22 protein-coding genes are annotated in these 21,999 nt (G+C 64.9%); 7 read left to right on the forward strand and 15 right to left on the reverse strand.

The genetic code is table 11. The features are described from left to right. The first annotated feature begins 141 nt into the window (after window positions 1–141). Entirely contained in the window at window positions 142–603 is a 462-nt protein-coding gene (gene queF / locus AU465_RS13245; protein ID WP_192247753.1) for a preQ(1) synthase, read from the forward strand. Between the two features lie 11 nt (window positions 604–614). Here queF and AU465_RS13250 read toward each other — a convergent pair whose 3' ends face one another. The 4 genes from AU465_RS13250 to AU465_RS13265 form a co-directional block, all read right to left on the reverse strand. Beyond that, a complete protein-coding gene (locus AU465_RS13250; protein ID WP_192247756.1) occupies window positions 615–1,208 on the reverse strand; it encodes a YqhG/Tai3 family protein in 594 nt (197 codons plus the stop codon). 4 nt (window positions 1,209–1,212) lie between these two features. After that, complete coding sequence (locus AU465_RS13255; protein WP_192247759.1) at window positions 1,213–1,686, reverse strand: DUF3828 domain-containing protein; 474 nt, start codon at window positions 1,684–1,686, stop codon at window positions 1,213–1,215. Window positions 1,687–1,786: 100 nt separating this feature from the next. After that, the gene (locus tag AU465_RS13260) at window positions 1,787–3,436 is read right to left on the reverse strand and encodes an ABC transporter substrate-binding protein (protein WP_192247762.1); all 1,650 of its coding nucleotides are present in this window, start codon (window positions 3,434–3,436) and stop codon (window positions 1,787–1,789) included. A gap of 44 nt (window positions 3,437–3,480) precedes the next feature. Further along, the gene (locus AU465_RS13265) at window positions 3,481–5,031 is read right to left on the reverse strand and encodes a trimethylamine methyltransferase family protein (protein ID WP_192247765.1); all 1,551 of its coding nucleotides are present in this window, start codon (window positions 5,029–5,031) and stop codon (window positions 3,481–3,483) included. 90 nt (window positions 5,032–5,121) lie between these two features. Here AU465_RS13265 and AU465_RS13270 point away from each other — a divergent pair, with 90 nt between their 5' ends. Together AU465_RS13270 and mutL are read left to right on the forward strand one after the other, a co-directional pair. Beyond that, on the forward strand, window positions 5,122–6,024 hold the full coding sequence (locus tag AU465_RS13270) for a LysR substrate-binding domain-containing protein (protein ID WP_192247768.1): 903 nt from the start codon (window positions 5,122–5,124) through the stop codon (window positions 6,022–6,024). 45 nt (window positions 6,025–6,069) lie between these two features. Then, window positions 6,070–7,956, forward strand: coding sequence for a DNA mismatch repair endonuclease MutL (mutL, locus tag AU465_RS13275; RefSeq protein WP_192247770.1), 1,887 nt, complete (start codon window positions 6,070–6,072; stop codon window positions 7,954–7,956). Window positions 7,957–8,612: 656 nt separating this feature from the next. Here mutL and AU465_RS13280 read toward each other — a convergent pair. Then, the gene (locus tag AU465_RS13280; RefSeq protein WP_192247773.1) at window positions 8,613–9,506 is read right to left on the reverse strand and encodes a DMT family transporter; all 894 of its coding nucleotides are present in this window, start codon (window positions 9,504–9,506) and stop codon (window positions 8,613–8,615) included. Window positions 9,507–9,596: 90 nt separating this feature from the next. On the opposite strand from AU465_RS13280, the gene AU465_RS13285 reads away from it, so the two are divergent. Continuing rightward, on the forward strand, window positions 9,597–10,523 hold the full coding sequence (locus tag AU465_RS13285; RefSeq protein WP_246506066.1) for a LysR family transcriptional regulator: 927 nt from the start codon (window positions 9,597–9,599) through the stop codon (window positions 10,521–10,523). A 73-nt stretch (window positions 10,524–10,596) separates the two neighbouring features. Here AU465_RS13285 and AU465_RS13290 read toward each other — a convergent pair whose 3' ends face one another. Next, complete coding sequence (locus tag AU465_RS13290) at window positions 10,597–11,190, reverse strand: hypothetical protein (RefSeq protein WP_192247776.1); 594 nt, start codon at window positions 11,188–11,190, stop codon at window positions 10,597–10,599. Between the two features lie 114 nt (window positions 11,191–11,304). Here AU465_RS13290 and AU465_RS13295 point away from each other — a divergent pair, with 114 nt between their 5' ends. Further along, window positions 11,305–11,535, forward strand: coding sequence for a DUF2093 domain-containing protein (locus tag AU465_RS13295; RefSeq protein WP_192247779.1), 231 nt, complete (start codon window positions 11,305–11,307; stop codon window positions 11,533–11,535). 15 nt (window positions 11,536–11,550) lie between these two features. On the opposite strand, the gene lpxK is transcribed toward AU465_RS13295, so the two are convergent. The 7 genes from lpxK to epmA all read right to left on the reverse strand — a co-directional run bounded on the left by lpxK (window position 11,551) and on the right by epmA (window position 18,445). Continuing rightward, window positions 11,551–12,579: a tetraacyldisaccharide 4'-kinase gene (gene lpxK / locus AU465_RS13300; protein WP_192247782.1), complete on the reverse strand. Its 1,029-nt coding sequence runs from the start codon at window positions 12,577–12,579 to the stop codon at window positions 11,551–11,553. A gap of 74 nt (window positions 12,580–12,653) precedes the next feature. After that, complete coding sequence (gene waaA, locus AU465_RS13305) at window positions 12,654–13,970, reverse strand: lipid IV(A) 3-deoxy-D-manno-octulosonic acid transferase (RefSeq protein WP_192247785.1); 1,317 nt, start codon at window positions 13,968–13,970, stop codon at window positions 12,654–12,656. Next, on the reverse strand, window positions 13,967–14,776 hold the full coding sequence (locus tag AU465_RS13310; protein WP_192247788.1) for a lysophospholipid acyltransferase family protein: 810 nt from the start codon (window positions 14,774–14,776) through the stop codon (window positions 13,967–13,969). The genes waaA and AU465_RS13310 overlap by 4 nt, the downstream gene beginning before the upstream one ends. A 5-nt stretch (window positions 14,777–14,781) precedes the next feature. Continuing rightward, the gene (locus AU465_RS13315) at window positions 14,782–15,027 is read right to left on the reverse strand and encodes a DUF4170 domain-containing protein (protein ID WP_192247791.1); all 246 of its coding nucleotides are present in this window, start codon (window positions 15,025–15,027) and stop codon (window positions 14,782–14,784) included. 75 nt (window positions 15,028–15,102) lie between these two features. Beyond that, complete coding sequence (locus AU465_RS13320; RefSeq protein ID WP_210325089.1) at window positions 15,103–15,912, reverse strand: 3'(2'),5'-bisphosphate nucleotidase CysQ; 810 nt, start codon at window positions 15,910–15,912, stop codon at window positions 15,103–15,105. Continuing rightward, window positions 15,899–17,242, reverse strand: a complete 1,344-nt coding sequence (locus AU465_RS13325; protein ID WP_192247795.1) for a TldD/PmbA family protein — start codon at window positions 17,240–17,242, stop codon at window positions 15,899–15,901. Before AU465_RS13325 ends, AU465_RS13320 begins: the two co-directional genes overlap by 14 nt. A gap of 159 nt (window positions 17,243–17,401) precedes the next feature. After that, a complete protein-coding gene (epmA, locus tag AU465_RS13330) occupies window positions 17,402–18,445 on the reverse strand; it encodes an EF-P lysine aminoacylase EpmA (RefSeq protein WP_192247798.1) in 1,044 nt (347 codons plus the stop codon). 129 nt (window positions 18,446–18,574) lie between these two features. On the opposite strand from epmA, the gene efp reads away from it, so the two are divergent. Further along, complete coding sequence (gene efp / locus AU465_RS13335) at window positions 18,575–19,144, forward strand: elongation factor P (protein WP_192247801.1); 570 nt, start codon at window positions 18,575–18,577, stop codon at window positions 19,142–19,144. A 152-nt stretch (window positions 19,145–19,296) separates the two neighbouring features. On the opposite strand, the gene AU465_RS13340 is transcribed toward efp, so the two are convergent. Both AU465_RS13340 and AU465_RS13345 read right to left on the reverse strand, forming a co-directional pair. After that, a complete protein-coding gene (locus AU465_RS13340) occupies window positions 19,297–20,298 on the reverse strand; it encodes an NADP-dependent oxidoreductase (RefSeq protein WP_192247803.1) in 1,002 nt (333 codons plus the stop codon). 119 nt (window positions 20,299–20,417) lie between these two features. Then, window positions 20,418–21,233 carry an oxidoreductase gene (locus AU465_RS13345; RefSeq protein WP_192247806.1) on the reverse strand — a complete coding sequence of 272 codons (816 nt, stop codon included), beginning with the start codon at window positions 21,231–21,233 and terminating at the stop codon, window positions 20,418–20,420. Window positions 21,234–21,335: 102 nt separating this feature from the next. On the opposite strand from AU465_RS13345, the gene AU465_RS13350 reads away from it, so the two are divergent. Next, window positions 21,336–21,920 (forward strand): TetR/AcrR family transcriptional regulator, encoded by a 585-nt coding sequence (locus AU465_RS13350; protein ID WP_192247809.1) that lies wholly within the window; start codon window positions 21,336–21,338, stop codon window positions 21,918–21,920. Window positions 21,921–21,999: the final 79 nt, after the last annotated feature.

The following is a 21,999-nucleotide window of genomic DNA, read 5'->3' on the forward strand; positions in this document are numbered from 1 at the left end:
CGTCTTCCTGCCGTTTCAAATTGTGCTAATGAGCGGTCAAACGCGCTGCGCCCGAGAGGACTGCAACGCTTCTTTCAACCTTCGTTTCGCGCCCGCCGCCGTTGAATTGCGCTTCCAGCGGCTGGGAGCAAGGAGCCGCCCATGACTGATTCAAAGAACCTCACCCAGCTCGGCAAGCACGTCGAGACGCCGCAAAGCCCCGAACAGGCGGTCCTGGAGACCGTACCGTTCACTCGCGGCGACGGACCGCCGGCGATCGTGCGCTTCACCTGCCCGGAATTCACCTCGCTCTGCCCGGTCACAGGCCAGCCCGATTTCGCCCACATCGTCATCGACTACGCGCCGGACACGACGCTGGTGGAATCGAAGTCGCTGAAGCTGTTCATGACCTCGTTCCGCAACCATGGCGCCTTCCATGAGGAATGCACCGTCATGATCGGCCGCCGCATCGTAGAGGCTACCAAGCCGCTCTGGCTGCGCGTCGGCGGCTACTGGTTCCCGCGCGGCGGCATCCCGATCGACGTCTTCTGGCAGACCGGCGCGCCGCCGAAGGACGCCTGGCTGCCCGACACCGGCGTCGCGCCATACCGTGGAAGGGGCTGAGCTGGTCACCGTCATTCGCACTGGTATTGACTGAGCGCCCATTCCCCCGTCACCGACAGAAGGTCGGAGATCTTCCAGGCGCCGCCGATCTTCTTCAGCTTCCATTCGAGGCGATGCTGATGGCCTTCGACGACGAAGGCCACCACCACCTTGGCCTCGTCGCCATTGACGGCCTCGATGGTCCTCAGGCTCCCGTCGATGGCGAGCTTGTCGTAGTCGGCGTTGTCGAGCGCCATGTTCGGATCGAGGCATTCGCCCTGCCCCGAAGCTCTGAGTGCATCGCTCTTGTCGAGCACGCTCTTCGCCGGATCGATGAAATTCTTGCGCTGGGCCGGGTCCAATTCCAGCCCGAGATGCTCGTAGAAGGGCTTCACCACCGCTGTCGGCGAGCCAGGCAAGACGGGCGCGGCTGGCTTGGTTTCCGGCGGCGTTGTGGCTGGCGGCGACTTGTCGACCGCAGGCGGCGACTTGTCGTCAGCCGGCGCGTTGTCGCCTGAGGAAGCGTTCGGCGGCGGCGAACCGAACAGCCCCTGCGCCGAGGCGCCGTTCAGCCCCGCGACCAGCATCGATGGTATCGACAGCGCCAGGACGAGACGACGAAGCACGGGATCACTCCGTCGAGGAGCCGCATCCCAGCGCGCTGAGCGTCCAGTCGCTGGTCTTGGAGGCGATGTCGGCGATCTTCCACTTGCCGTCCACTTTCTTCAGCGACCACACCATTTCACGTTTGGAGTCATCGCCTTCCGGGAAAAGATTGAAGTTTGCCGTCACCTCGGCGGTGTCGCCATTGACGGCCTCGGTGAGCTTTAACGTCTTCGACACGGTCTTCTGATCGAAATCCTGGGCGTCGAGGCCCGGGTCGAAATCGATGCAGGATACCTCGTCGGGCTTCTCCTTCTGCGCCTTGTCGTTGGCCGCGAAGAGCTTGGTGACCGGCTCGGTGAAGCGGTCGCGGTAATTCGCGTCCGCCTCGAACTTCACTGACGGCACGTAGAAGAACTTCACGGCCTTGGAAGCCGGCCCGGCGAGCGCCGCGGCGGGCAAGGCAATCGACATGGCAGCGGCCAGCACTATCGGTCTCATGCAGGATCTCCGGATGTTCGGCGGCGTGGTGGCAAGATCACCACCACGCATCCTGCATATCGGCTTTTTCGCGGCGCATGAAGTCCTTGCGCTGCCTGCCTCAGCTCTCCAGCCAGACGTTCTGGAAGTCCATCTTGTAGGTCTGGTGCATTGCGTAGTTCTTCACCTTCTTGTTCATGTGGCAGTAGAGCTTCTGCCAGAACGGCTGGATGATGACGCCGGAATCCTGCAGGATCTGCTCGACGTCCTTCATCACCTCCTTGCGCTTGGCGGGATCGGCCAGCGACAGCGCCTGCTTGAGCTTGGCGTCGAAATCCGGGTTGGAAAAGGCCGTTTCATTCCAGGCCTCGCCGCTGCGGTAGCCCAACGCCAGCACCTGGACGCCGAGCGGGCGCATGTACCAGATGGTCAAGGAATAGGGATATTTCGTCCAATCGTTCCAGAAGGTCGAGCCGGGCAGCACCGTGCGCTTCACTTTGATGCCGGCATCGCGCAACTGGCCGGCGATCGCGTCGCCGGTGTTCTTCTGCCACTCGTCCTCGACCGTGATCAGCTCGTGCTCGAAGTCGGCCTGTCCCGCGTCCGCCATCAGCTTCTTGGCGCCGGCGGCATCCCGGGTCTTTTTGGGCAGCGGATAGTATTCGGGATGGATCGGGCTGACGTGGTGGTTTTCGCCGACCGTGCCGCGGCCGGCGTAGCCGAGTTGCATGACGGCGTTGTTGTCGACGGCCATCTGCAGCGCGTTGCGGACCCGTTGGTCGTCATAGGGCTTGTGCGTGATGTTGGTGCGGGCAACCAGCGTGGTCGCCGTCGCGACCTCCGATTTCACCAGATCCATCTTGTCGAGGGCGTCGATAAAGTCGGCCGGCGTTTCGAAATCGAGGTCGATTTCGCCGGAATCGAAGGCATTCAGCGTGGCGTTGAAGTCGGTGCCGTAGTCGATGAACTCGACGCCGTCGAGCGGCGCTTCGCCACCCCACCACTTGCCGTTCTCGCGGCGCTTGACGACCGCTTTCTGGCCGACATCGTAGGAGACCAGTTCGAACGCTCCGGTCCCGATCGGCTTCTTGATCGGGTCGGCGCCATCCTTGTCGAAGTCGCGATGCACGACCAGCGCCGGATAGTCGGTGAAGCCCGGTATGATCGCGATATCGGGTTCGGACAGCTTCAGTTTGACCGTGTGGTCGTCGACCTTGGTGATAGCGCCGTCCTTCGCCTTACCGGTCTTTGGGTCGACCAGCGCGCCGACGCGTGCCGCCATGGAATTGCCGGAAGCCCCCTTCTCGCACCAGCGGTTCAGATTGGCGACCACGTCGTCGGCGTTGAAGGCATCGCCATTGTTCCAGGTGACGCCCTTGCGCAGATGCAGCGTGTATTCGGTGGCGTCGTCATTGACGTCCCAGCTCTCGAGCAGCACCGGTTCGAAAGTGAACTGGTGGGTGTAACGCACGAGCGGCTCCAGCCAACTGCGGGTGACGTTTGCCATCTCTGTCCAGTCATAGGTGCGCGGATCCTTCTGCGCCTTGACCGACATGGAGACATGCAGCGTTCCACCCTTTTTCGGCTCCTCGGCCAGGGCTTTTGTCGGCGCGGCAAGGCCGATCATGCCATAGGCGAAAGCCGTCGATGCGCCGAAGGTGCTCGCCAACGCCAGGAATTCACGCCGGTCCATGCGGCCCGCGCGCGTCTCTTGCGCCATCGCCTCGATGGTGGCGGGGACTCGATCACCGTTGCTTCTGAAAAGTGTCATTTTCTTTCTCCCATTGGTTCGGCGGGTTCTTCGCCCGCTCTCTGTTAACTAACGCTGTCAGGCAGCTTTTCCTCGCGCCGCGCGATCAAATCCTTGAGACCTTCGGCGACGCCCTCGTCGAGCTTCGGCTCCTGATAGTCCGCAAGCATGTTGCGCGCCTTCTCCCGACCCCGCGTGTCGTGGTCCTTCGCCCCTTCGGCGCTCCACTGCTCGAAGGAGTTGAAGTCCATTATACTCGGCATGAAGAAAGCGCGCTCGAAATGCTCGAGCGTGTGCTGCGTGCCGAGGAAATGCCCTTGCGGACCGACCTCGCGGATCGCGGCAAGAGCGTCCTTGAAATCGTCGAACGAGACGCCGCCGGCATATTTGTACCAGCCGATGAGCTGCTCGCAGTCGGTGGCGAATTTCGAGTAGCCGCAGGTAAGGCCGGCCTCGAGCCAGCCGGCGGAGTGCCAGATGTAATTGGCGCCGGCGAGGATCGCAGCATGCATCAGCATGTTCGCCTCGTATCCGGCCTGGGCGTCGTTGAGCTTGGAGCCGACATGGAAGCCGGAGGTGCGCCACGGCAGTTTGTATTTTCTCGCCAGCGCGCCCATCAGATACATCATCTGGGCGGCTTCCGGCGTGCCGCCCATCGGGGCGCCGGTCTTCATGTCGACCGTCACCATGAACTGGCCGTAGATCTGCGGCGAACCGGGACGGATGAGCTGGGTGAAGGCGACGCCCGCAAGCGCCTCGGCGTTGACCTGCGCGACCGCGCCGACGGCGGAAGCCGAGGTCGAGGCGCCGCACAGCGCGAAGGGCGCCAGGATGAGCGGCTGGTTGTGACGCGCATAGACCCGCATGGCGTCGAGCATAGTGGCGTCCCACACCAGCGGCGAATTGCAGTTGGTGATCGCCACCAGCACCGGATTGTCGCGGACGAAGTCCTCACCGAAGACGATGCCCGCCATCGCCATCGTATCCTCGGCCCGCTCCTTCGACGTCACGATGCCCATGAACGGCTTGTCGGAGTGCCTGAGCGCCGAATGGATGATGTGGAGGTGCCGCTTCGGCACCGGGATCTCCATCGGCTCGCAGATGATCGAGCTCGAGGAATGCAGCGCCGGCGCCATGTAGGCGAGCTTATGGAAATTGTTGAGGTCGGCAAGCGTGCCGTAGCGCCGCTTGTTGTCGAGGTCGCGCACATAGGGCGCGCCATACATCGGCACGAAGATCGAGTTCTTGCCGCCGACGCGAACTGTGCGCTCGGGGTTGCGCGCGTTGAGCGTGAACTCCGGCGGGACCTTCGAGACGAGCTCCATCAGGAGCGCGCGGTCGATACGGACACGCGTTTCCTTGACATCGGCGCCCGCCGCCTTCCAGAGCGTGATCGCCTCGTCGTCACGGAATTCGCAACCCACCTCCTCGAGGATCTTGAGCGATTCCTGATGGATCAGTTCCACTGCTTCGTCGGGGACGATCTCGTAGGCGGGAATCTGCCGGACAAGGGTCGGAAACGATGCGACCGGCGCGCTTCTCAGCGCCTTGCGCCCAAGGCGGCCGCCGCCGCGACGGTGGGTCGGTTCAGTCAATTCAGCGGCCGGTGCGTTCATGGAGCCTCCTTCTTCCCGCTATGGCAAGTTAGCGAGACAAAATATGGCTGTGACGCTGGAAAATCCTGATCTCTTGTATAAGCTCTCCTTATGCGAAGCCTACGCCACCTCCTGCCCTCGGCCGGCAGCCTGATCGTCTTCGAGGCGGCGGGCCGACTGTCGAGCTTCACCGCCGCCGGGCGAGAGCTCGGCATGACGCAGGCGGCCGTCTCCTACGCGGTGCGCGGGCTGGAGGAACAGCTCGGCGCCAAACTCTTCCAGCGCCGCCACCGCCAGGTGATCCTGACGGAGGCAGGCGAGCGCTTCCATGCCGATGTCTCGCTGGGCCTGTCGCATATCCGCAAGTCGGCCGAAGACCTTCGCCTGCAGGCAACCGGCGGCCATGTGACGCTTGCCGCCTCGACCGCCTTCGGCTCGTTCTGGATGATGCCGCGCCTGCAGCAGTTCCGCGACGAGCTGCCTGGCATCGATCTGCGCATCCAGACCGCCGACCGCGACCTCGACATCATCGCCGAAGGCATCCCGCTCGGCGTGCGGGGCGGCGAGCCGCGGGGGTGGATGGACTATCACTCGCTGCCCTTGGCCGACGAGGAGATCTTCCCGGTCGCCGGCCCCAGCTATCTGGCCAAGTTCGGCATGCCGAGGACCGTCGCGGAACTGGCCACGCACCGGCTCATCCACCTCGAGGAGCCTTATCGCGAGGCCGCGAACTGGGACGAGTGGTTCGCGTCCGCCGGAACCAATCTTCGCAACGCCGAGCGCGGGCTGCGCATCAACGATTACGCCCTGGTGATCCAGGCGGTCATGGAGGGACAAGGCATCGCGCTCGGCTGGCGCCATCTCGTCGAGCGCCTCGTGGCCTCCGGCCTGCTGGTGCCGGTGACCGACCATGTGCTGAGGACCGGCATCGTGTTCTATGTGATTTGGCCGAAGAACCGCGAGCTCAGCGACAACGCGCGCAAGGTCAGGGACTGGCTGGTGGCGCAGGCGTGAAGTAGCCCCTCCCCCGCTGCACTCGAATCCGCCTATAATCGCCCAATGCCCATCCGCCAGCTTTCCGAAACAATGATCAACCAGATCGCCGCCGGCGAGGTGATCGAGCGTCCGGCGAGCGTGGTGAAGGAGCTGGTGGAGAACGCGCTGGATGCCGGCGCAAGCAGAGTCGAGATCGTCACCGCCGGCGGCGGGCTTTCGCTTATTCGCGTCACCGACGACGGTTCCGGCATTCCCGAGCGGGAACTGGCGCTGGCGGTTGCCCGCCACTGCACCTCGAAGCTCTCCGACGACATACACGACATCCGCTCGCTGGGGTTCCGCGGCGAGGCGCTGCCGTCGATCGGCTCGGTGGCGCGGCTGTCGATCCGCTCGCGCACGGCCGCCGGCGACAGCGCGGCCGAGATCGGTATCGAGGGCGGCCGCGTGTCGGCCGTAAAGCCGGCGGCGGCGAACCGTGGCACGACGGTCGAGGTGCGCGACCTCTTCTTTGCCACGCCGGCGCGGCTCAAATTCATGAAGGGCGAGCGCGCCGAGAGCTCGGCGACCAGCGACGTGGTGAAGCGCATCGCCATCGCCTTCCCGGCCGTGCGCTTCACGCTCGCCGGCTCCGACCGCTCGACGCTCGAATTGCCGGCGACCGGCGACACGCCGGAAGGCCGCCTCGCCCGCGTCGCGCAAGTGATGGGCAAGGATTTTCCCGACAATGCGATTCCCATCGATGCCGTGCGCGACGGCGTGCATCTTGCCGGCCACGTCTCGATCCCGTCCTACACGCGGGCCAATGCGCTGCAGCAATATGCCTATGTCAACGGCCGGCCGGTGCGCGACAAGCTGATCGCCGGCGCGATCCGTGGCGCCTTCGCCGACGTGCTGCCGCGCGACCGGCATGCGGTCACGGTGCTTTTCCTTTCGCTCGATCCGGCGACCGTCGACGTCAATGTCCACCCAGCCAAGGCCGATGTGCGCTTCCGCGATCCGGGCTTGGTGCGCGGGCTGATCGTCGGCGCCATCCGCGAGGCGCTGGCCGGCGCCGGCATCCGCGCCGCGACCACCGGAGCCGCCGGCATGATGGCGGCGTTCCGGCCCGGCGCGGCACCCTATTCGCATCCGGGGCCGGCCAATGGCCATCGCAGCTACGAGGCGGCCTATCGCGCCTCCGGCTCCAGCGGCTTCGACCATGGTTCGAATTTGGCGCGCTCGCCGCAGCGGCCGCTCGACATGAGCTACGGCGAGGCAATGCCGCGACCGAACGGTTTCGCGGAAAACGACCAGGCGGCCTTCGAAACCGGACCGCTGGCCAGTGCCGATGCCCGCGCCGGTACCGCGGAGCCGGCCGAAGCGCTGCTCGGCATGGCGCTGGGCGCCGCGCGCGCGCAGGTGCACGAGAACTACATCGTCGCCCAGACAAGGGATTCGCTTGTCATCGTCGACCAGCATGCCGCGCATGAGCGGCTAGTCTATGAGGCGCTGAAGAACGCGCTCAATTCGCGCGCCGTGCCATCGCAGATGCTGCTCTTGCCCGAGATCGTCGACCTGCCGGAAGAGGATGCCGAGCGGCTGGCGATGCATTCCGACACGCTGGCCAAATTCGGCCTCGGGCTGGAGCGCTTCGGGCCGGGCGCGGTTGCGGTGCGCGAGACGCCGTCGATGCTTGGCGAAACCAATGTGCAACAGTTGGTGCGCGATCTGGCCGACGAGATCGCCGACAACGATACGGTCGAAACCCTGAAGGAGCGGCTGGACAAAATTGCCGCGACCATGGCCTGCCACGGTTCGGTGCGCTCCGGCCGCCTGCTCAAGGCCGAGGAGATGAACGCGCTGCTGCGCCAGATGGAGGCGACGCCAGGATCCGGCACCTGCAACCACGGCCGCCCGACCTATATCGAGCTCAAGCTCGCCGACATCGAAAGGCTGTTCGGGCGGCGGTGAAGGCTTCTGGCTATGCCCCCTCACCGGTCGCTTCGCGGCCTCGTTTCACAGGAACGAGGAACCCAAGCTTTTTGAGGTCGCCTTGTGCAACGGATCGTAATTCTTGGAAATGCCGGAAGCGGCAATTCAACCCTTGCAAGGAAAGTGGGCGAACGGCTGAAATTGCCGATCGTGCATTTAGACGGATTGTTTTGGGGACCTGGTTGGAGCAAACCTCAATATGAGGTTTTCCGCGCCCGCGTCAGCGAGGCCATCTCGGGTTGCGGCTGGGTGTGCGAAGGAAACTATTATCAGCAGACATTCGATCTAAGGCTTCCCCGGGCGGATCTCGTTGTCTGGCTCGACACCCCTCGCATGACATGTCTGAGCCGGGTCTTATTGCGTAGCGCATTGAACCAGCCTCGGCCTGACCTTCCGGCAGGATGCATCGAGAGGCTGGATAAGGAGTTTTATCGTTTCTGCGCTACATCTGGAATTTCGATCGTAACAGTCGACCGCTCATCGAGCAGGAGCGTCTGGTGAGGGGACCGCACGTGCCGGTGATGAGATTGCGTGGCACCCGTCAGATTTCAGACTTCATAAGTTCGCTTGCTGGCTAACCAACGCGCTGGACCGGGTGGCCGCCTTGTTTCAAGAAAACCTTCCAACCCTCTGATTCAGCGTTTCAAATTCACCACGATGACACCCCCCAGCGCCAGCGCGCCACCGACGATGCCGAGCAGGCTCGGCACTTCGCCCAGCCAGAAGAAGCCGATCAGGGCGGAAGTCGGCGAGACCAGGTAGAGGAAGTTCGAGGCGCGCGCGGCCGGCAGGCGGGAAAGCGCGGTTGCCCAGGCCGCATAGGCGATCATCGAGGGCACGATGCCGAGATAGATGGCGGCGCCGAGGCCGGCGGTATCGGCGATGGCGGCCTGCCTGAACGCTTCCGGCAGGAAGGGCGACAGGCACAGCGCGCCGAGCACCATGTTGGAAGCGGCGATCGTCAGCGGATGATGGCGGGCAAAGAGCGGCTTCTGGACGATGGTGTTGACCGCCGAACACAACGCGGAGCCCAGCACAAGCAGCGCGCCGGCGTTGAAACGCAGGCCATGCCCGTCGGCCACCGCGATGATGCCGATACCGGTGAAGGAGATCACCGTGCCGAACCAGGCAAGACGCGAGAACCGCTCGCCGAGCAGCGCCATCGCCATGATTGCCGTGAAGATGGGGCTGACATTGATGATGAAGCCGGCGGCACCCGCCGACACGGTCAGCTCGCCGAAATTGAGCATGGCGGTGTAGAGCGCCACGAAGATCGCGCCGCCGAAGCCGAAGCGCCACAGCTCATCGACCCTGGGGAGCGCCGGGCGCTTGACGGCCAGGAAGATCGCCGCCGGCACGGCGGCGATGGCAAAGCGCAGCGCGCCGAGTTCCAGCGGCTGGAAGGCGGCGAGGCCGGCACGGATCGCCGGGAAGGCAGACGCCCAGCCGAGCACCGTCAGCGCCACCGCGATCGCCGCGGTGGTGTCCATGCGCTGTGTCTCATTCAACGTGCCGGTGTAAGCGCTCATTGCCGAATCCTCGTCTTTCAGTGTCATGGAGGGAGAAAACGCTATTGCCGGCCGATTGACAAACGAGCAATTCGAGGGTCAGCTGTGAACATGGATCACAGCTCGAACCAGATGCTGCCGCTGGAAACCTTGCGCGCCTTCGACGCGGCGGCGCGCACCGGGAGCTTTTCCGCCGCGGCCGAAAAGCTCAACCTCACGCATGGAGCGGTAAGCCGCCAGATCGCCAAGCTGGAGGACTGGCTGGGGCTCAAGGTGTTCGAGCGCAACGCGCGTGGCGTGACGCTGACCAACGAGGGCAACCGGCTGCATCTTCGCACCACAGAGGCCTTCGCGCTGATCTCGGTCAATTCCGACCGCTGGGTGGAGCCACGCGGCACCGCCGTGGTGCGGCTTGCCTCGATCCCCTCGGTCAGCGGCCTCTGGCTGATGCCGCGCATGGCGGCGCTGGAAAACAACCCGACCCGGCTGCGCATCGTGCTCGACGTCGACAACCGCCAGGCCGATCTCGCCGACGAAGGCATCGACCTTTCGGTGCGGTGCGGGCGCGGCCGCATTCCGGGTCGCGTCTCGGTGCAGCTTTTCGAAGAGCACATTTTCCCGATCGCGTCGCCGGAGCTGGCGAAGGAGATTGGGCGAGGCGACCCGGCACGGCTGCTCAAATTCCCGCTGATCAACGATTCCGACGCCTCCGGCTGGCGCGCCTGGTTCGCGGCGCAGGACGTGGACTACCGCCCGCGCCCGCAGGACCGGCGCTTCGAGGATTACAATCTTGTGCTCGACGCGGCGGCGCACGGGCTGGGCGTCGCACTGGCGCGGCCGCCGCTGACGCAGGACCAGTTGAAGTCGGGCCGGATCGTCGGCGTTGACGAGCGGGTCGCGCTCAATCCGGTGTCCTACTGGCTCGATCGCCCGGTCGGGCGGCCACGCGCCGCCGCCGCCGATCTCGCCCGACGCATCGCGGAACAGGCGAGGCTGGCGCCGGAGAAGCTCGAAGCCTTCCTGCAAGACGACGACTAGAGCTTTGTTTTTACGCAATTCCGGACGGAAAACCGTTGCCCACTTTTCCTGGAATTGCTTTAGATCGGCCGGATCAGCGCAGCAGCATCAGCACGATTGTGGTGGTCGCAGCCGAGACGATTGCTGTCACAATGGATATCGTCCACAGCGACACCTGGCCGGGTTCGGATCGCGGGGCATGACCCGCCGGCCGGGCCGCCGTACGTCCCGGTTGCGGCGCGTTGGCGTTGGCCGCGGCCAGTACCGATGAAGCAAGAGCCGGCGAGAACGAAGAGGGCGGCGGAGTTGGCGCTACCCTCGCCGTGTTGTCGGCGGCTGGCGGCTGTGTCTGGGTCGCCGAATGCTGATCGGCACCGGCTGTCGGCGTACGAGCCTGGGCCCTCGCCGATGCGTCATCAGTGCCGGCATCCGGCTCCATGACGGCTTTGTAGGCGTTCTCGATTTCCGCGGACGACAAGCGCTGCGACGATTGAGCGGGCGGCTTGGCCAGGGAGCTGTTCAGCGCCTGCGCGGCGAACTGCGCCGATTGCGCCATAGCGGGCGCCGGCGGCTGGACGAGCACCTTGACCAGCGCGGCGGTCGCCGGATCGACCTTGGCCGAGGGCACCGGCTGCGGGGTGAGCACCTCCTTCAGCAGCGACGTCATGCTGGCATTGGTGATGTCCATGGCGCTTCCTGACAACCATCGTGCCACACGGCAATATTACATGAGCATTGCGCCAAGCTTGACCTTGTCCGCGATTTGTGGCGATTGAACCCCGATGAACTTAAGCGCCATTTCATGATGAACCGTTTTGAAGGCCCCGGCGGCAAGGAAGCGCGCATCCGCTATCTCGACGGCGACTTCCAGGTGACGAGCCCCGGCTCGTTCGTGCGCTGCGCCGTGACCGGCGAGAGCATTCCGCTGGACGAGCTCAAATATTGGAGCGTCGCCAGGCAGGAGCCTTATGTGAACGCGACAGCATCGCTGCGCCGCGAAATCGAGATGCATCCGGAATTACGCAGCCGGTAATAGGCCCTCCGTTCGTTACCCGCGCATCTTGCGCTGGCGCCAGGCGTCGAGCGTCTCGTTGATGATGCGCTCCGGCACGTGGTCTAGCTCGAACACGGCGTCGATCTCAAGCACGTCGAGCTGCTCGATGAACCCGGCGGGTGCGGCGGCGTGGCGGAGCCGCGCGGCGTCCTTGGCGGTGGTGACGAGGCGCAGCCCCTCGCGCCGCGCAAGCGCTGCCAGATCGGCGAGCTCGTCCGCGGCGTAGACATGATGGTCCGGGAAGGCGCGCGACAGCGCGACCTCGCCGCCGGCAGCGCGCACCGTGTCGAAGAATTTTTCCGGATGGCCGATGCCGGCAAAGGCAAGGAAGCGGCCGCCGGTAAAGCGCGCCGGGTTCGCAGGCTCGACATGCGCCAGGAAGATCGGACGACCGGCGCGTGCCGCCTGACGCACCACCTTATCGGCGGCACTCCCCTCGCCCATCTTGAGCAGGCCGCTGGTGAAGACCAACTGGTCGACGACCTTGGCCCTGAGCGGCCCGCCGGGAATGACGCGGCCGTTGCCGATGCCGAAGCGCGCGTCGACCACGACCAGCGCGTAGTCGATATGGATGCGCGCCGACTGGAAGCCGTCGTCCATGATCAGGAAGTCGCAGCCGTGCTGTTCCATCAGCAGCCTCGCGCCGGCGGCGCGGTTGGCCGTCACCGCCACCGGCGCATGTTCGGCGAGCAGCAGCGGCTCGTCGCCGACATGCTTGGCGGCATCGTAATGCGCATCGACGACATGCGGCTTGGCGAAGGAGCCGCCATGGCCGCGCGACAGGAAGCCCGGCGTAAGCTGCATGCGCTTTGCCTGTTCCGCCAGCGCGATGGCGACCGGCGTCTTGCCGCTGCCGCCGACGGTGAAATTGCCGACGCAGAGCACAGGTGCGGCGACCTTCTCGCGCGGCGCATGCCGCATGCGGCGGCCGGCCACCATCCCGTAGACCGCCGACGCCGGCGACAGCGCCAGCACGCGCCAGTCCGGCTTTTCCCACCAGAAGGGCGGCGCTTCGCTGGTCATGGCGCTGGTTCCGCGCAATTTGCGTTCGCGCCTGATCCTCTCCCAAAATCGATTCCGATTTTTGGAGCCATGCGCTAGCGCCCGTTGGCGCCTTTCAGGCGCGACTTGACGACCAGTGGCTGGATGTAGGGCTCGAGCGACTTCAGCGTGCGGGCGAGCGCACCGCGCATCTCGTCGACGGTCGCGGCGCCCGCCGCCATCATCTCGTGGCGCGCCGCCTCGTTAGTCAAAAGGAAATTGACGGCTCCGGCCAACATGTCGCGGTCGCGCACCAGCTTGGCGCCGCCACGGTCGAGCAGGCGCTGATAGGCCTCGCGGAAATTCTGCACGTTGCGGCCGGCAAGCACCGCCGTGTCGAGCATCGCCGGCTCCAGCGGATTCTGCCCGCCCTCGGAGGTCAGCGAACGGCCGACGAAAGCGATCTCTGTCAGCCTGAGATACAGACCCATCTCGCCGATCGTGTCGCCGAGCAGTATATCGGTGTCGGGCGAGATCCGGTCACCCTTGCTGCGGCGCGCCACGTTGAGCCCCATCCCGGAGATCTGCGCGGCAAGCGCATCGGCGCGGTCGGGATGCCGCGGCACGACGATAGTCAACAGACTGGGATGCCGCCTGTGCAGGGTCGCATGGACTTCCGCCGCGACGACCTCCTCGCCATCATGGGTCGAGATCGCCGCCCAGGTCGGGCGCCCGCCGATCTGGCGCTGCAACGTCGCCAGCGCACGCTCGTCGACCGGGGGCGGATTGGTGTCCACCTTGAGATTGCCGGAGACGGTGACCGGCCGGGCGCCCAGCACGCGGAACCGCTCGCCGTCGACATCCGACTGGGCGACGACATGGGCAAGGTTCTCGAACAGCGCCTCGGCGACGCTCGCGCGTTTCTTCCACGACCTGAAGGAGCGGTCCGACAGCCGCCCGTTGACCAGGACCTGCGGCACGTTGCGCGCCCCGAGCTCCAGGATGGTCATCGGCCAGATCTCCGATTCGGCTATGATGGCCAGCTCCGGCCGCCAGTGATCGAGGAAGCGGCTCACCGCGGGCTTGAGGTCGAGCGGTACATATTGGTGGATGATGCGGCTGCCAAGCCGCTCGTCGGCGACTTTGGCCGAGGTCACGGTGCCGGTGGTCAGCACGACGTTGACGCCATAGTCGAGTATGCATTCGACCAACGGCACGACGGCGATCGTCTCGCCGACGCTCGCGGCGTGGATCCAGATCACAGGGCCTTCCGGCCGAGGCCGGCCGGCGACGCCGTAGCGCTCGCGGCGGCGAACGCGGTCTTCCTTGCCGCGCGAGGCGCGCCAGGCGACATAGGGTCCGATCAGCGGATAGGCGACGGCCCCCGCATAACGGTAGGCCGTCAGCGCTGCGCGCGCCCAGCGCTCGCTCATTTCGCGCCGTCCACGAGGCGATAGGCCTCGGCCGTTGCGGCGTTGAGCGAGGCGGTGACCTCCTGGCGCTTGCGCTCCATCTCGGCGTCGTCGGCATCGGCGGGCACGAAGACGGGCGTGCCGACGATGACCGCGGAGCGGCCGAAGGGCAGATTGATGGTGGTTTTGTCCCAGCTCCTTTCCAGCACCTTGCGGCGGCTGGTGGCGATCGCCGAGGGCAGGATCGGCCTGCCGGAAAGCCTGGCCGAGGGCAGGATCGGCCTGCCGGAAAGCCTGGCCAGGAGCACGATGCCCAGGCCAGCGTCGCGCGGCGTGCCATGCGGGATGTCGGCGATCATGGCGACATTCTTGCCCGCGACCAGCGCTTTCTTGAGCGCGATCAAGGCCTTGGCACCGCCTTTGTCGAGATGCTTCGAACTGTCGCGGCCACCCGATCCGCGCACCGCCTCGATGCCGAATTTCTCGATCATCAGCGCGTTTAGCTCGGCATCGGCGCTGCGCGAGACCATGGCAACCAGCGGCCGACCCTTGGGATAGTAGGCAGGCGTGAGCAGATGCTGGCCGTGCCACAGCGCGATGATGCCCGGCTCGAGATGCGCATAGGCGCCGCCGGCGACCTGGGTCGAGCCTTTGACCAGCGGGCTGGTGATGCGAATCAGGCGCACGAACCAGGCGAACAGGCCGGCGATGAAATTCTTGACGAATCGCGACTGGGCGAGCGGCTCGCGGATGCGGCGCCACAGCGTGCGCGTCCCGCCCCGCCCGGCGGCGCGCCCCGTCGCCCCTTTCACCGCTTCATGCTCCATCGATGTCAACCGGCTACCTTTGTTTCCGGGTCGAGCAACCGGTGCAGGTGAACGACGAAATAACGCATATGGGCATTATCGACGCTGGCCTGCGCCTTTGCCTTCCAGGCGGCGTGCGCCGATTGATAGTCGGGGTAGATGCCGACGATGTCGAGCGCGTCCAGGTCACGGAACTCGGTTCCACCCAGTTTTTTCAGCTCGCCGCCGAACACCAGGTGCAAAAGCTGTTTCTTTCCGTCTTCCACGGCCATGCCGATCCTTCGTAGATTCATGAGTTTTGTGACAGGTCTAGACCAAAGCAGCCGTTTTTGGAACTATCGACCGGCTCACCCTTCGTCAGCTCCGGCGATGACGCCGGCAAGAATGCCCAGCAGTTCGCCGCTGCCGGCGGCGAGCGCGCCGTGGTTGATCACCTCGCCGGCATAGCGTGGCCGCTCCCCGCCGCGGTCGAGCAAGGCGCCGCCGGCTTCGTTGAGGATCAGGTCGGCGGCGGCGATGTCCCAGTCATGTGCGCGCGGCTTGACGAAGGTCGCGTCGATCTTGCCATTGGCGATCATCGCCAGCCGGTATGCGAGCGAAGGGATATAAGGCGTGCGCCGCAGCCTCCCTTGCCAGGCTTCCGGCATGCGGTCGACCAATGGCTTCGGCCCGCCGATCTCGACAGTGTCACCGAGCGGGCGAACATGGATGCGCTTGCCGTTGAGAAAAGCGCCCTCGCCGGGCAGCGCCCAGTAGGTCTCATGCTTTGCCGGGCATTCAAGCACGCCGGCCAGCGCGCGGCCGTCCTCGACCACGGCGACGCTGACGCACCAGGAATGCAGTCCTTCGAGAAAGCCCCTCGTTCCGTCGATCGGATCGACGACGAAGGTGCGGCGGGCCGAAAGCCTCGCATGATCGTCGGCGGTCTCCTCCGACAGCCAGCCGTAATCCGGGCGCTCCTTTAGCAAGGTCTCGCGCAGATAGCCGTCCGCGGCATGGTCTGCCTCGCTAACCGGAGAGGTGCCGCCCTTCATCCACACCTGCGGGTTGTTGCCGAAATAGCGCATGGCGATGGCGCCGGCCTCGCGGGCGGCGTCACGAAGCAGGGCGAGGTCCCCGCGTGCCCCGGTTGAGATGACCGCGTCAGGCACCGGCAAGGGTCATCCCCTCGATCAGCAGCGTGGGCGCGGCGGTGCCGAAATTGCGGTCGAGGTCGCTTGCCGGCACCATGTTGAGGAACATGGTCTTCAGGTTCGAGGCGATCGTCACCTCGGCCACCGGATAGGCGAGCGCGCCGTTCTCAATCCAGAAGCCGGAAGCGCCGCGGCTGTATTCGCCGGTCACCATGTCGACGCCCTGGCCGAACACCTCGGTGACGTAGAAGCCGCGCTTCAGCGAGGCGATGAGCTCCTCCGGCGCGCGTTCGCCGGGCTCGATGGCGAGATTGGTCGAGGACGGCGAAACCGAAGAAGCGCTGCGCGAGCCGCGACCGTTGGTGACGAGACCGAGCTCGCGCGCAGCCGAGGTGGACAGGAACCAGTGGTTGAGCACGCCCCTATCGACCATCAAAAGCTTCTCGCCCTCGACGCCTTCGCCGTCGAAGGGACGCGAGGCCTGCCCACGACGCCGCAGCGGCTCGTCGGTGACGGTGATCGCCGTCGAGGCCACCTGCTTGCCCATCATGTCGCGCAGGAAGCTTGTCTTGCGCGCCACAGCGGCGCCGTTGATGGCGCCGGCGAGATGGCCGGCGATGCCGCGCGCCACGCGCGGATCGAACACGACATCGATCGGGCCGGTCGCGGCTTTGCGGGCGCCGAGGCGGCGCACGGCGCGCTCACCGGCCTTGCGGCCGATATCTTCCGGCGCGTCGAGATCGGCGAAATGCTGGCGCGAGGAGAATTCATAGTCGCGCTCCATCGCCGTGCCCTCGCCGGCAATGACGCTGGTCGAGCGCGAGAAGCGCGAGGCGACATATTGGCCGAGGAAGCCATGCGAGGTGGCGAGCACAAGGCCGCCAAGCCCGGCGCTGGCGCCGCTGCCGGCCGAATTGGTGACGCCCTTGACGGCAAGAGCCGCCGCTTCCGCCGCTAGCGCCGCTGCCTTCAACTGGTCGGCCGACACCTCGGTCGGATCGAAGAGATCGAGATCGCGAGAATTGCGGGCGAGCAGCGCCGGGTCGGCGAGGCCTTGATACGGATCCTCGGGCGAGACTTTCGCCATGGCGACGGCGCGCTCGGCAAGCGCCTTCGGATCGGAGGCGGCGGTGGCCGAGACGCTCGCCACGCGCTGGCCGACGAAGACGCGAAGCGAGACATCCTCGCTCTCGGACGATTCGGTGCCCTCGACTTTGCCCAGCCGCACTGACACGCCGGCCGAACGGCCACGCACCGCGACCGCGTCGGCGGCGTCCGCTCCGGCGCGCTTGGCCGCCTCGACGAGCGCTGCGACGCGGTCGGTCAGTTTCGCTGCGTCGAGCGTGTCGGTCATGCGGTTGGTCCTGTTTGTTCAAGCTGTCCGGAGGGCGGATGCTGCCCGCACCATCTATTGTTCCACTGCCGCTTGTGCAATGGCGGATGCGGCAATCTCAAGGCAATCGCCGTGTTCGTGCGGGAAGCTTTGCCGAAGCGGCATCAAATCGACGAGAGGCTAGCCTGCCACCGGCGCCCAGATTACATCCTCAACCTTCTGTGCTCCCGTCGCCAGCATCACCAGCCGGTCGAAGCCGAGCGCCGAGCCGCTGGCTTGCGGCATGATGGCCAATGCCGAGAGGAAATCCTCGTCCAGCGGATAGCGCTCGCCATAGACGCGCTCCTTCTCGTCCATCTCGGCGACGAAGCGGCGGCGCTGCTCGGCCGGATCGGTGAGTTCACCAAAGGCATTCGCAAGCTCGACGCCGCAGCAATAAAGCTCGAAGCGCTCGGCGACGCGCGGATCCTCCGCGCTCGGCCGGGCAAGGGCTGCCTCCGACACCGGATAGCCGCAGAGGATGGTGGCCCGGCCCTGCCCCAGCGCCGGCTCGACCTTTTCGACCATCACCCGGCTGAACAAGTCGGCCCAACTGTCGTCGGGCGCGGTGCGCAGGCCGGCGCGAACCAGCGCCGCGTGGAGCGCCTCGCGGTCGGTGCTGCCGTCGACGGCGACAGTCGCCAGCAGGTCGATGCCGGCATGGCGCATGAAGGCTTCCGCCACGCTCAATCGCTCCGGTTCGGCGAAAGGATCGGCCTCGCGGCCGCGGAAGCGGAAGCTTTTGGCGCCGGCCCTTTCGGCGGCGAGCGCCAGGAATTCGACGCAGTCGGCCATCAGGCGCTCATAAGTTTCGCCGACGCGGTACCATTCGAGCATGGTGAATTCGGGATGGTGGAGCGGCCCGCGCTCGCGGTTGCGGTAAACAGCGCCCAGGCTGAAGATGCGCTTCTCGCCGGCGGCAAGCAGCTTCTTGCAGGCGAATTCCGGCGATGTATGGAGATAGAGCGGCTGTCCTATCCCATCCGGTCCGATTGCCTCGGTGGCAAAAGCGGCAAGATGCGCCTCGTTGCCGGGCGAGACCTGCAGCGCGGCCGTCGTCACCTCGACGAAGTCACGGTCGGCGAACCAGCCGCGCAAGGCGGCGGCGATGGCATTGCGCGCCATGAGCCTTGGCCGGCGGTCGGCATGAATATGCGGCGTCCACCAGGGCGAAGCGCCGGTCATGAGCGGGAAAATCGCCGAGAAGACTGGCGGTTCGGCGCAAGATGCGCTAGGGCGCACGCGAAGGCCGCCGTCGCCGCTTCGCGGCAATCGACGCTTGCAGGCCGAAAAACTCGATTGGGATTGAATATCGTGGTCAAGGTCATCGCCAGTTCCTTACGCAAAGGCAACGTCGTCGATAAGGACGGCAAGCTCTATGTCATCCTCTTTGCCGAAAACATCCACCCTGGCAAGGGCACGCCGGTGACCCAGCTCGACATGCGCCGCATCGGCGACGGGGTGAAGGTTTCGGAGCGGTACCGCACGACCGAGATGGTCGAGCGCGCTTATGTCGAGGAGCGCGAGCACACCTTCCTCTATTCCGACGGCGAAGGCTTCCATTTCATGAACCCGGAAAGCTACGACCAGGTCGTGGCTACGGAAGGCGTGGTCGGCGACATGGCTCCCTATCTCCAGGAAGGCATGGCAGTGCAGCTGGCGCAGTTCAACGGCGTGCCGATCTCGCTGGTGCTGCCACAACGCGCCACTTTCGAGGTCGTGGAGACAGAGCCGGTCACCAAGGGCCAGACCGCGTCTTCCTCCTACAAGCCGGCCGTGCTTTCCAACGGCGTGCGCACCGCCGTGCCGCCGCATATCAGCGCCGGCACGCGCGTGGTGGTGATGACAGCCGACGGCTCCTATGTCGAGCGCGCCAAGGACTGACGTTTCCGCAGCGCTCCAGCTGCCACGGCTCGCCTGCGACCAGGCGGGCCGACCAACGGCATGTTTTGCCGGTCTGCTTTGCGGCTAACTTCGGCCGTATGGATCAGCTTTGGCGTTGCCTGAATGCTGATGTGAAGCAAAACCAGGAGTTGCTACCTGACCTTGACGACGACCTTGCCCTTGGCGCGCCCTGTTTCGACATAAGCCAGAGCCTCGTTGGCCGCTTCGAATGGAAAAACCCGATCGACAACCGGGTGGATCGCTCCGGATTCGATGAGAGCAGTGATCTTGCTCAGTTGATCACCCTGCGCCCACATGAAAAGGAACGAAAAACTCACGCCACGGCGCCTGGCTTTGGCCCGGATACCCCGGCTTAACAGGCGCAGTAACAGCCTCAGCACCGGGTTCAGTCCCTTCGCTCGGGCAAATTCGGGGTCAGGCGGACCGGAGATGGATATGAGCTTCCCACCCGGTTTCAGCACGTTCAGGGATTTTTCGAGCGTCTTGGCGTCCTGACTGTTTAGGACGACGTCGTAGCCCGACAGGACTTTGTCGAAATCGTCTTTCCTGTAGTCGACGACGACATCGGCGCCGAGCCCCTTGACCAGATCGGCACTCGCCGCGCTCGCAGTTGTTGCAACGGCCGCGCCGAGGTGCTTTGCCAGTTGGATGGCGAACGTCCCCACGCCGCCGGAGCCGGCCTGAATGAAGACCTTCTGCCCCTTCCTTAAACCTGCCCTTTCAACGAGCGTCTGCCAGGCGGTCAGGCCGACCAGCGGGATTGAGGCCGCCTCTTCCATGCTGAGGTTCTTGGGCTTCAAAGCCACGTCGGCTTCATCCATGGCAATGAACTCGGCGAATGTGCCAACCCGTCCATCGCGCGGCCGCGCGTAGACATCGTCGCCGGGTTTGAACTTGCGGACTTTCGATCCCACGCGGATAACCGTCCCAGCCACGTCGTGGCCCAGGATGAAGGGCCGGCGATAAGGCAGGATCAGCTTGAACTCTCCGGTTCTGACCTTGGAATCCAGAAGGTTCACGGCTGCTGCATGGATCTCGACCAGGACATCATTATCCCCGACGTTCGGCACTGGCATCTCGGCCAATCGCAAAATGCCCTCCTTGTTATATTTATCGACGACGAATGCTTTCATGGCAGTGACTTTCTGAAAAGTGTTTCTTGAAACAGTCGGCTCGGGAGAAGGCGTCAGGCATGGCGGAACGCCTTGGTTGCCAGTCGCATGTGCGTAAAATCCTTGGCCGAATTTGTTGTTCAGACCGGAAGGCGGAACTGCTTGCGCAAGCTCTTGTCGAATATGTCCGCAGGGGCAAAGCGGCGCAGCAGGCTGACCTGGCGCGCTGCCTTGCCGGCGGTGTAGCGCCGTCGCGGACGGGCATCGGTCGCTGCCTTGACGACCACCTTGGCCACTACTTCCGGCCGATCGGCTACAGGCATCACGTCGCGGAGGAGCGCTTCGAGCCCGGCTCTAGCCCGATCGTATTCCTTCAACAGGGAGTCCGGCTGGATTCCGTTCTGGTCGAAGACGGTGCGCACGAACGCCGGTTCGATGACCGAGACGCGGACATTGAAGGCACGAACCTCGTGGTCGAGCGATTCCGAATAGCCTTCGAGCGCGTGCTTGACCGCCGAGTAATGCGCTGAATACGGCGCCGGCACGAGTCCCAGCACTGAGCCGATGTTGACGATGCGCCCTTCGCCGCGCCGCCGCATCGACGGCAACACCGCATTGGTCATGCGGATGACACCGAACAGATTAACGTCGAACAGGGCCTGCACCTGTGGAACCGAGAATTCCTCGGCGCCTCCAAGCAGGCCGACGCCCGCATTGTTGACCAGGAGATCGATCCGGCCGGTTTGCGACAGCACCGTCGAAACGAGCGCGGTAACGGCCTCACCATCGGTCACGTCGCATGCCAGCATCGTCACCCCGTCCGGGCCATTGCCGGCTTTGCGGCGGCTTGTCCCGAAGACAGTAAACCCCGCCCGCGCCAATGCCTCGGCGCTGGCGCGGCCGATGCCCGAGGAGGCTCCGGTCACGATTGCAGTTCTTCCGGAATTCGCATTCATTTCGTTCTCCAAAATCATGAGGGCTAGCATTTTCACGTCGGTTGAATTACACTCATAATATCCAATTATGATCATAATGCAATAGCGAAAGGAATGGCTGCCATGCGCTACGAAAAGGGCCGGAAGGATGCCTCACGCGGCCGGATCATGGAGGTCGCCGCCGACCGCTTTCGTAGCGACGGCATCGCGGCGTCCGGCCTTGCGACCATCATGAGCGAGGCCGGGCTGACGAACGGGGCCTTCTATCCGCACTTTCAGTCCAAGGCGGAGCTCGTCCGTGAAAGCGTGGCGGCGGCCCTGGACGCGCAGTCGCATCAATTGCAGGAAGCACTGGCCACTGGCGGCCCGGAAATGGCCATAGATGCGTATCTATCGGCTGACCACCGGGACAATCCTGGAAAGGGCTGCGCTTCTGCCGCGCTGTTGCCGGAAATTGCACGGCAGCCGGCTGAAACGCGGGCCCTTTATGCCGAGCGCGTTCAATCCTTGATGCGACAGATAGCTGAAGCTCTGCCGCCGACGGAGGATCCGGAGGCCGTTGCGCTGGGCGTGTTTTCGACCCTCATCGGCGCGCTTCAACTGGCCCGCGCCATGGAAGGAACGGAATTGTCGGACCGCATCCTTTCGGCAGGGAAAGCTGCGGCACGGACGCTGATCCAACCGCTTCAGGAACAACTGGCGCCTTGAAGGTGGTGAGCCGGGCCAGTCATAGATCTGCTTTGGGCGCAAAGCGGTCCGCATCGCAGTGGCGGCTCAGTGGCCTTCC

Source organism: Mesorhizobium silamurunense (assembly GCF_014843905.1).
In the GTDB taxonomy this organism is placed as follows: domain Bacteria; phylum Pseudomonadota; class Alphaproteobacteria; order Rhizobiales; family Rhizobiaceae; genus Mesorhizobium; species Mesorhizobium silamurunense.

Coding starts and splice junctions, on each gene's coding strand:
- AU465_RS13255 (WP_192247759.1), bottom strand. CDS start 1,686: ATGAGACCGATAGTGCTGGCCGCTGCCATGTCGATTGCCTTGCCCGCC.
- AU465_RS13265 (WP_192247765.1), bottom strand. CDS start 5,031: ATGAACGCACCGGCCGCTGAATTGACTGAACCGACCCACCGTCGCGGC.
- AU465_RS13310 (WP_192247788.1), bottom strand. CDS start 14,776: ATGGAGCATGAAGCGGTGAAAGGGGCGACGGGGCGCGCCGCCGGGCGG.
- AU465_RS13350 (WP_192247809.1), top strand. CDS start 21,336: ATGCGCTACGAAAAGGGCCGGAAGGATGCCTCACGCGGCCGGATCATG.
- AU465_RS13260 (WP_192247762.1), bottom strand. CDS start 3,436: ATGACACTTTTCAGAAGCAACGGTGATCGAGTCCCCGCCACCATCGAG.
- AU465_RS13285 (WP_246506066.1), top strand. CDS start 9,597: ATGGATCACAGCTCGAACCAGATGCTGCCGCTGGAAACCTTGCGCGCC.
- AU465_RS13290 (WP_192247776.1), bottom strand. CDS start 11,190: ATGGACATCACCAATGCCAGCATGACGTCGCTGCTGAAGGAGGTGCTC.
- AU465_RS13340 (WP_192247803.1), bottom strand. CDS start 20,298: ATGAAAGCATTCGTCGTCGATAAATATAACAAGGAGGGCATTTTGCGA.
- AU465_RS13270 (WP_192247768.1), top strand. CDS start 5,122: ATGCGAAGCCTACGCCACCTCCTGCCCTCGGCCGGCAGCCTGATCGTC.
- queF (WP_192247753.1), top strand. CDS start 142: ATGACTGATTCAAAGAACCTCACCCAGCTCGGCAAGCACGTCGAGACG.
- mutL (WP_192247770.1), top strand. CDS start 6,070: ATGCCCATCCGCCAGCTTTCCGAAACAATGATCAACCAGATCGCCGCC.
- AU465_RS13295 (WP_192247779.1), top strand. CDS start 11,305: ATGATGAACCGTTTTGAAGGCCCCGGCGGCAAGGAAGCGCGCATCCGC.
- AU465_RS13280 (WP_192247773.1), bottom strand. CDS start 9,506: ATGAGCGCTTACACCGGCACGTTGAATGAGACACAGCGCATGGACACC.
- waaA (WP_192247785.1), bottom strand. CDS start 13,970: ATGAGCGAGCGCTGGGCGCGCGCAGCGCTGACGGCCTACCGTTATGCG.
- AU465_RS13345 (WP_192247806.1), bottom strand. CDS start 21,233: ATGAATGCGAATTCCGGAAGAACTGCAATCGTGACCGGAGCCTCCTCG.
- lpxK (WP_192247782.1), bottom strand. CDS start 12,579: ATGACCAGCGAAGCGCCGCCCTTCTGGTGGGAAAAGCCGGACTGGCGC.
- AU465_RS13325 (WP_192247795.1), bottom strand. CDS start 17,242: ATGACCGACACGCTCGACGCAGCGAAACTGACCGACCGCGTCGCAGCG.
- epmA (WP_192247798.1), bottom strand. CDS start 18,445: ATGACCGGCGCTTCGCCCTGGTGGACGCCGCATATTCATGCCGACCGC.
- AU465_RS13315 (WP_192247791.1), bottom strand. CDS start 15,027: ATGGCCGTGGAAGACGGAAAGAAACAGCTTTTGCACCTGGTGTTCGGC.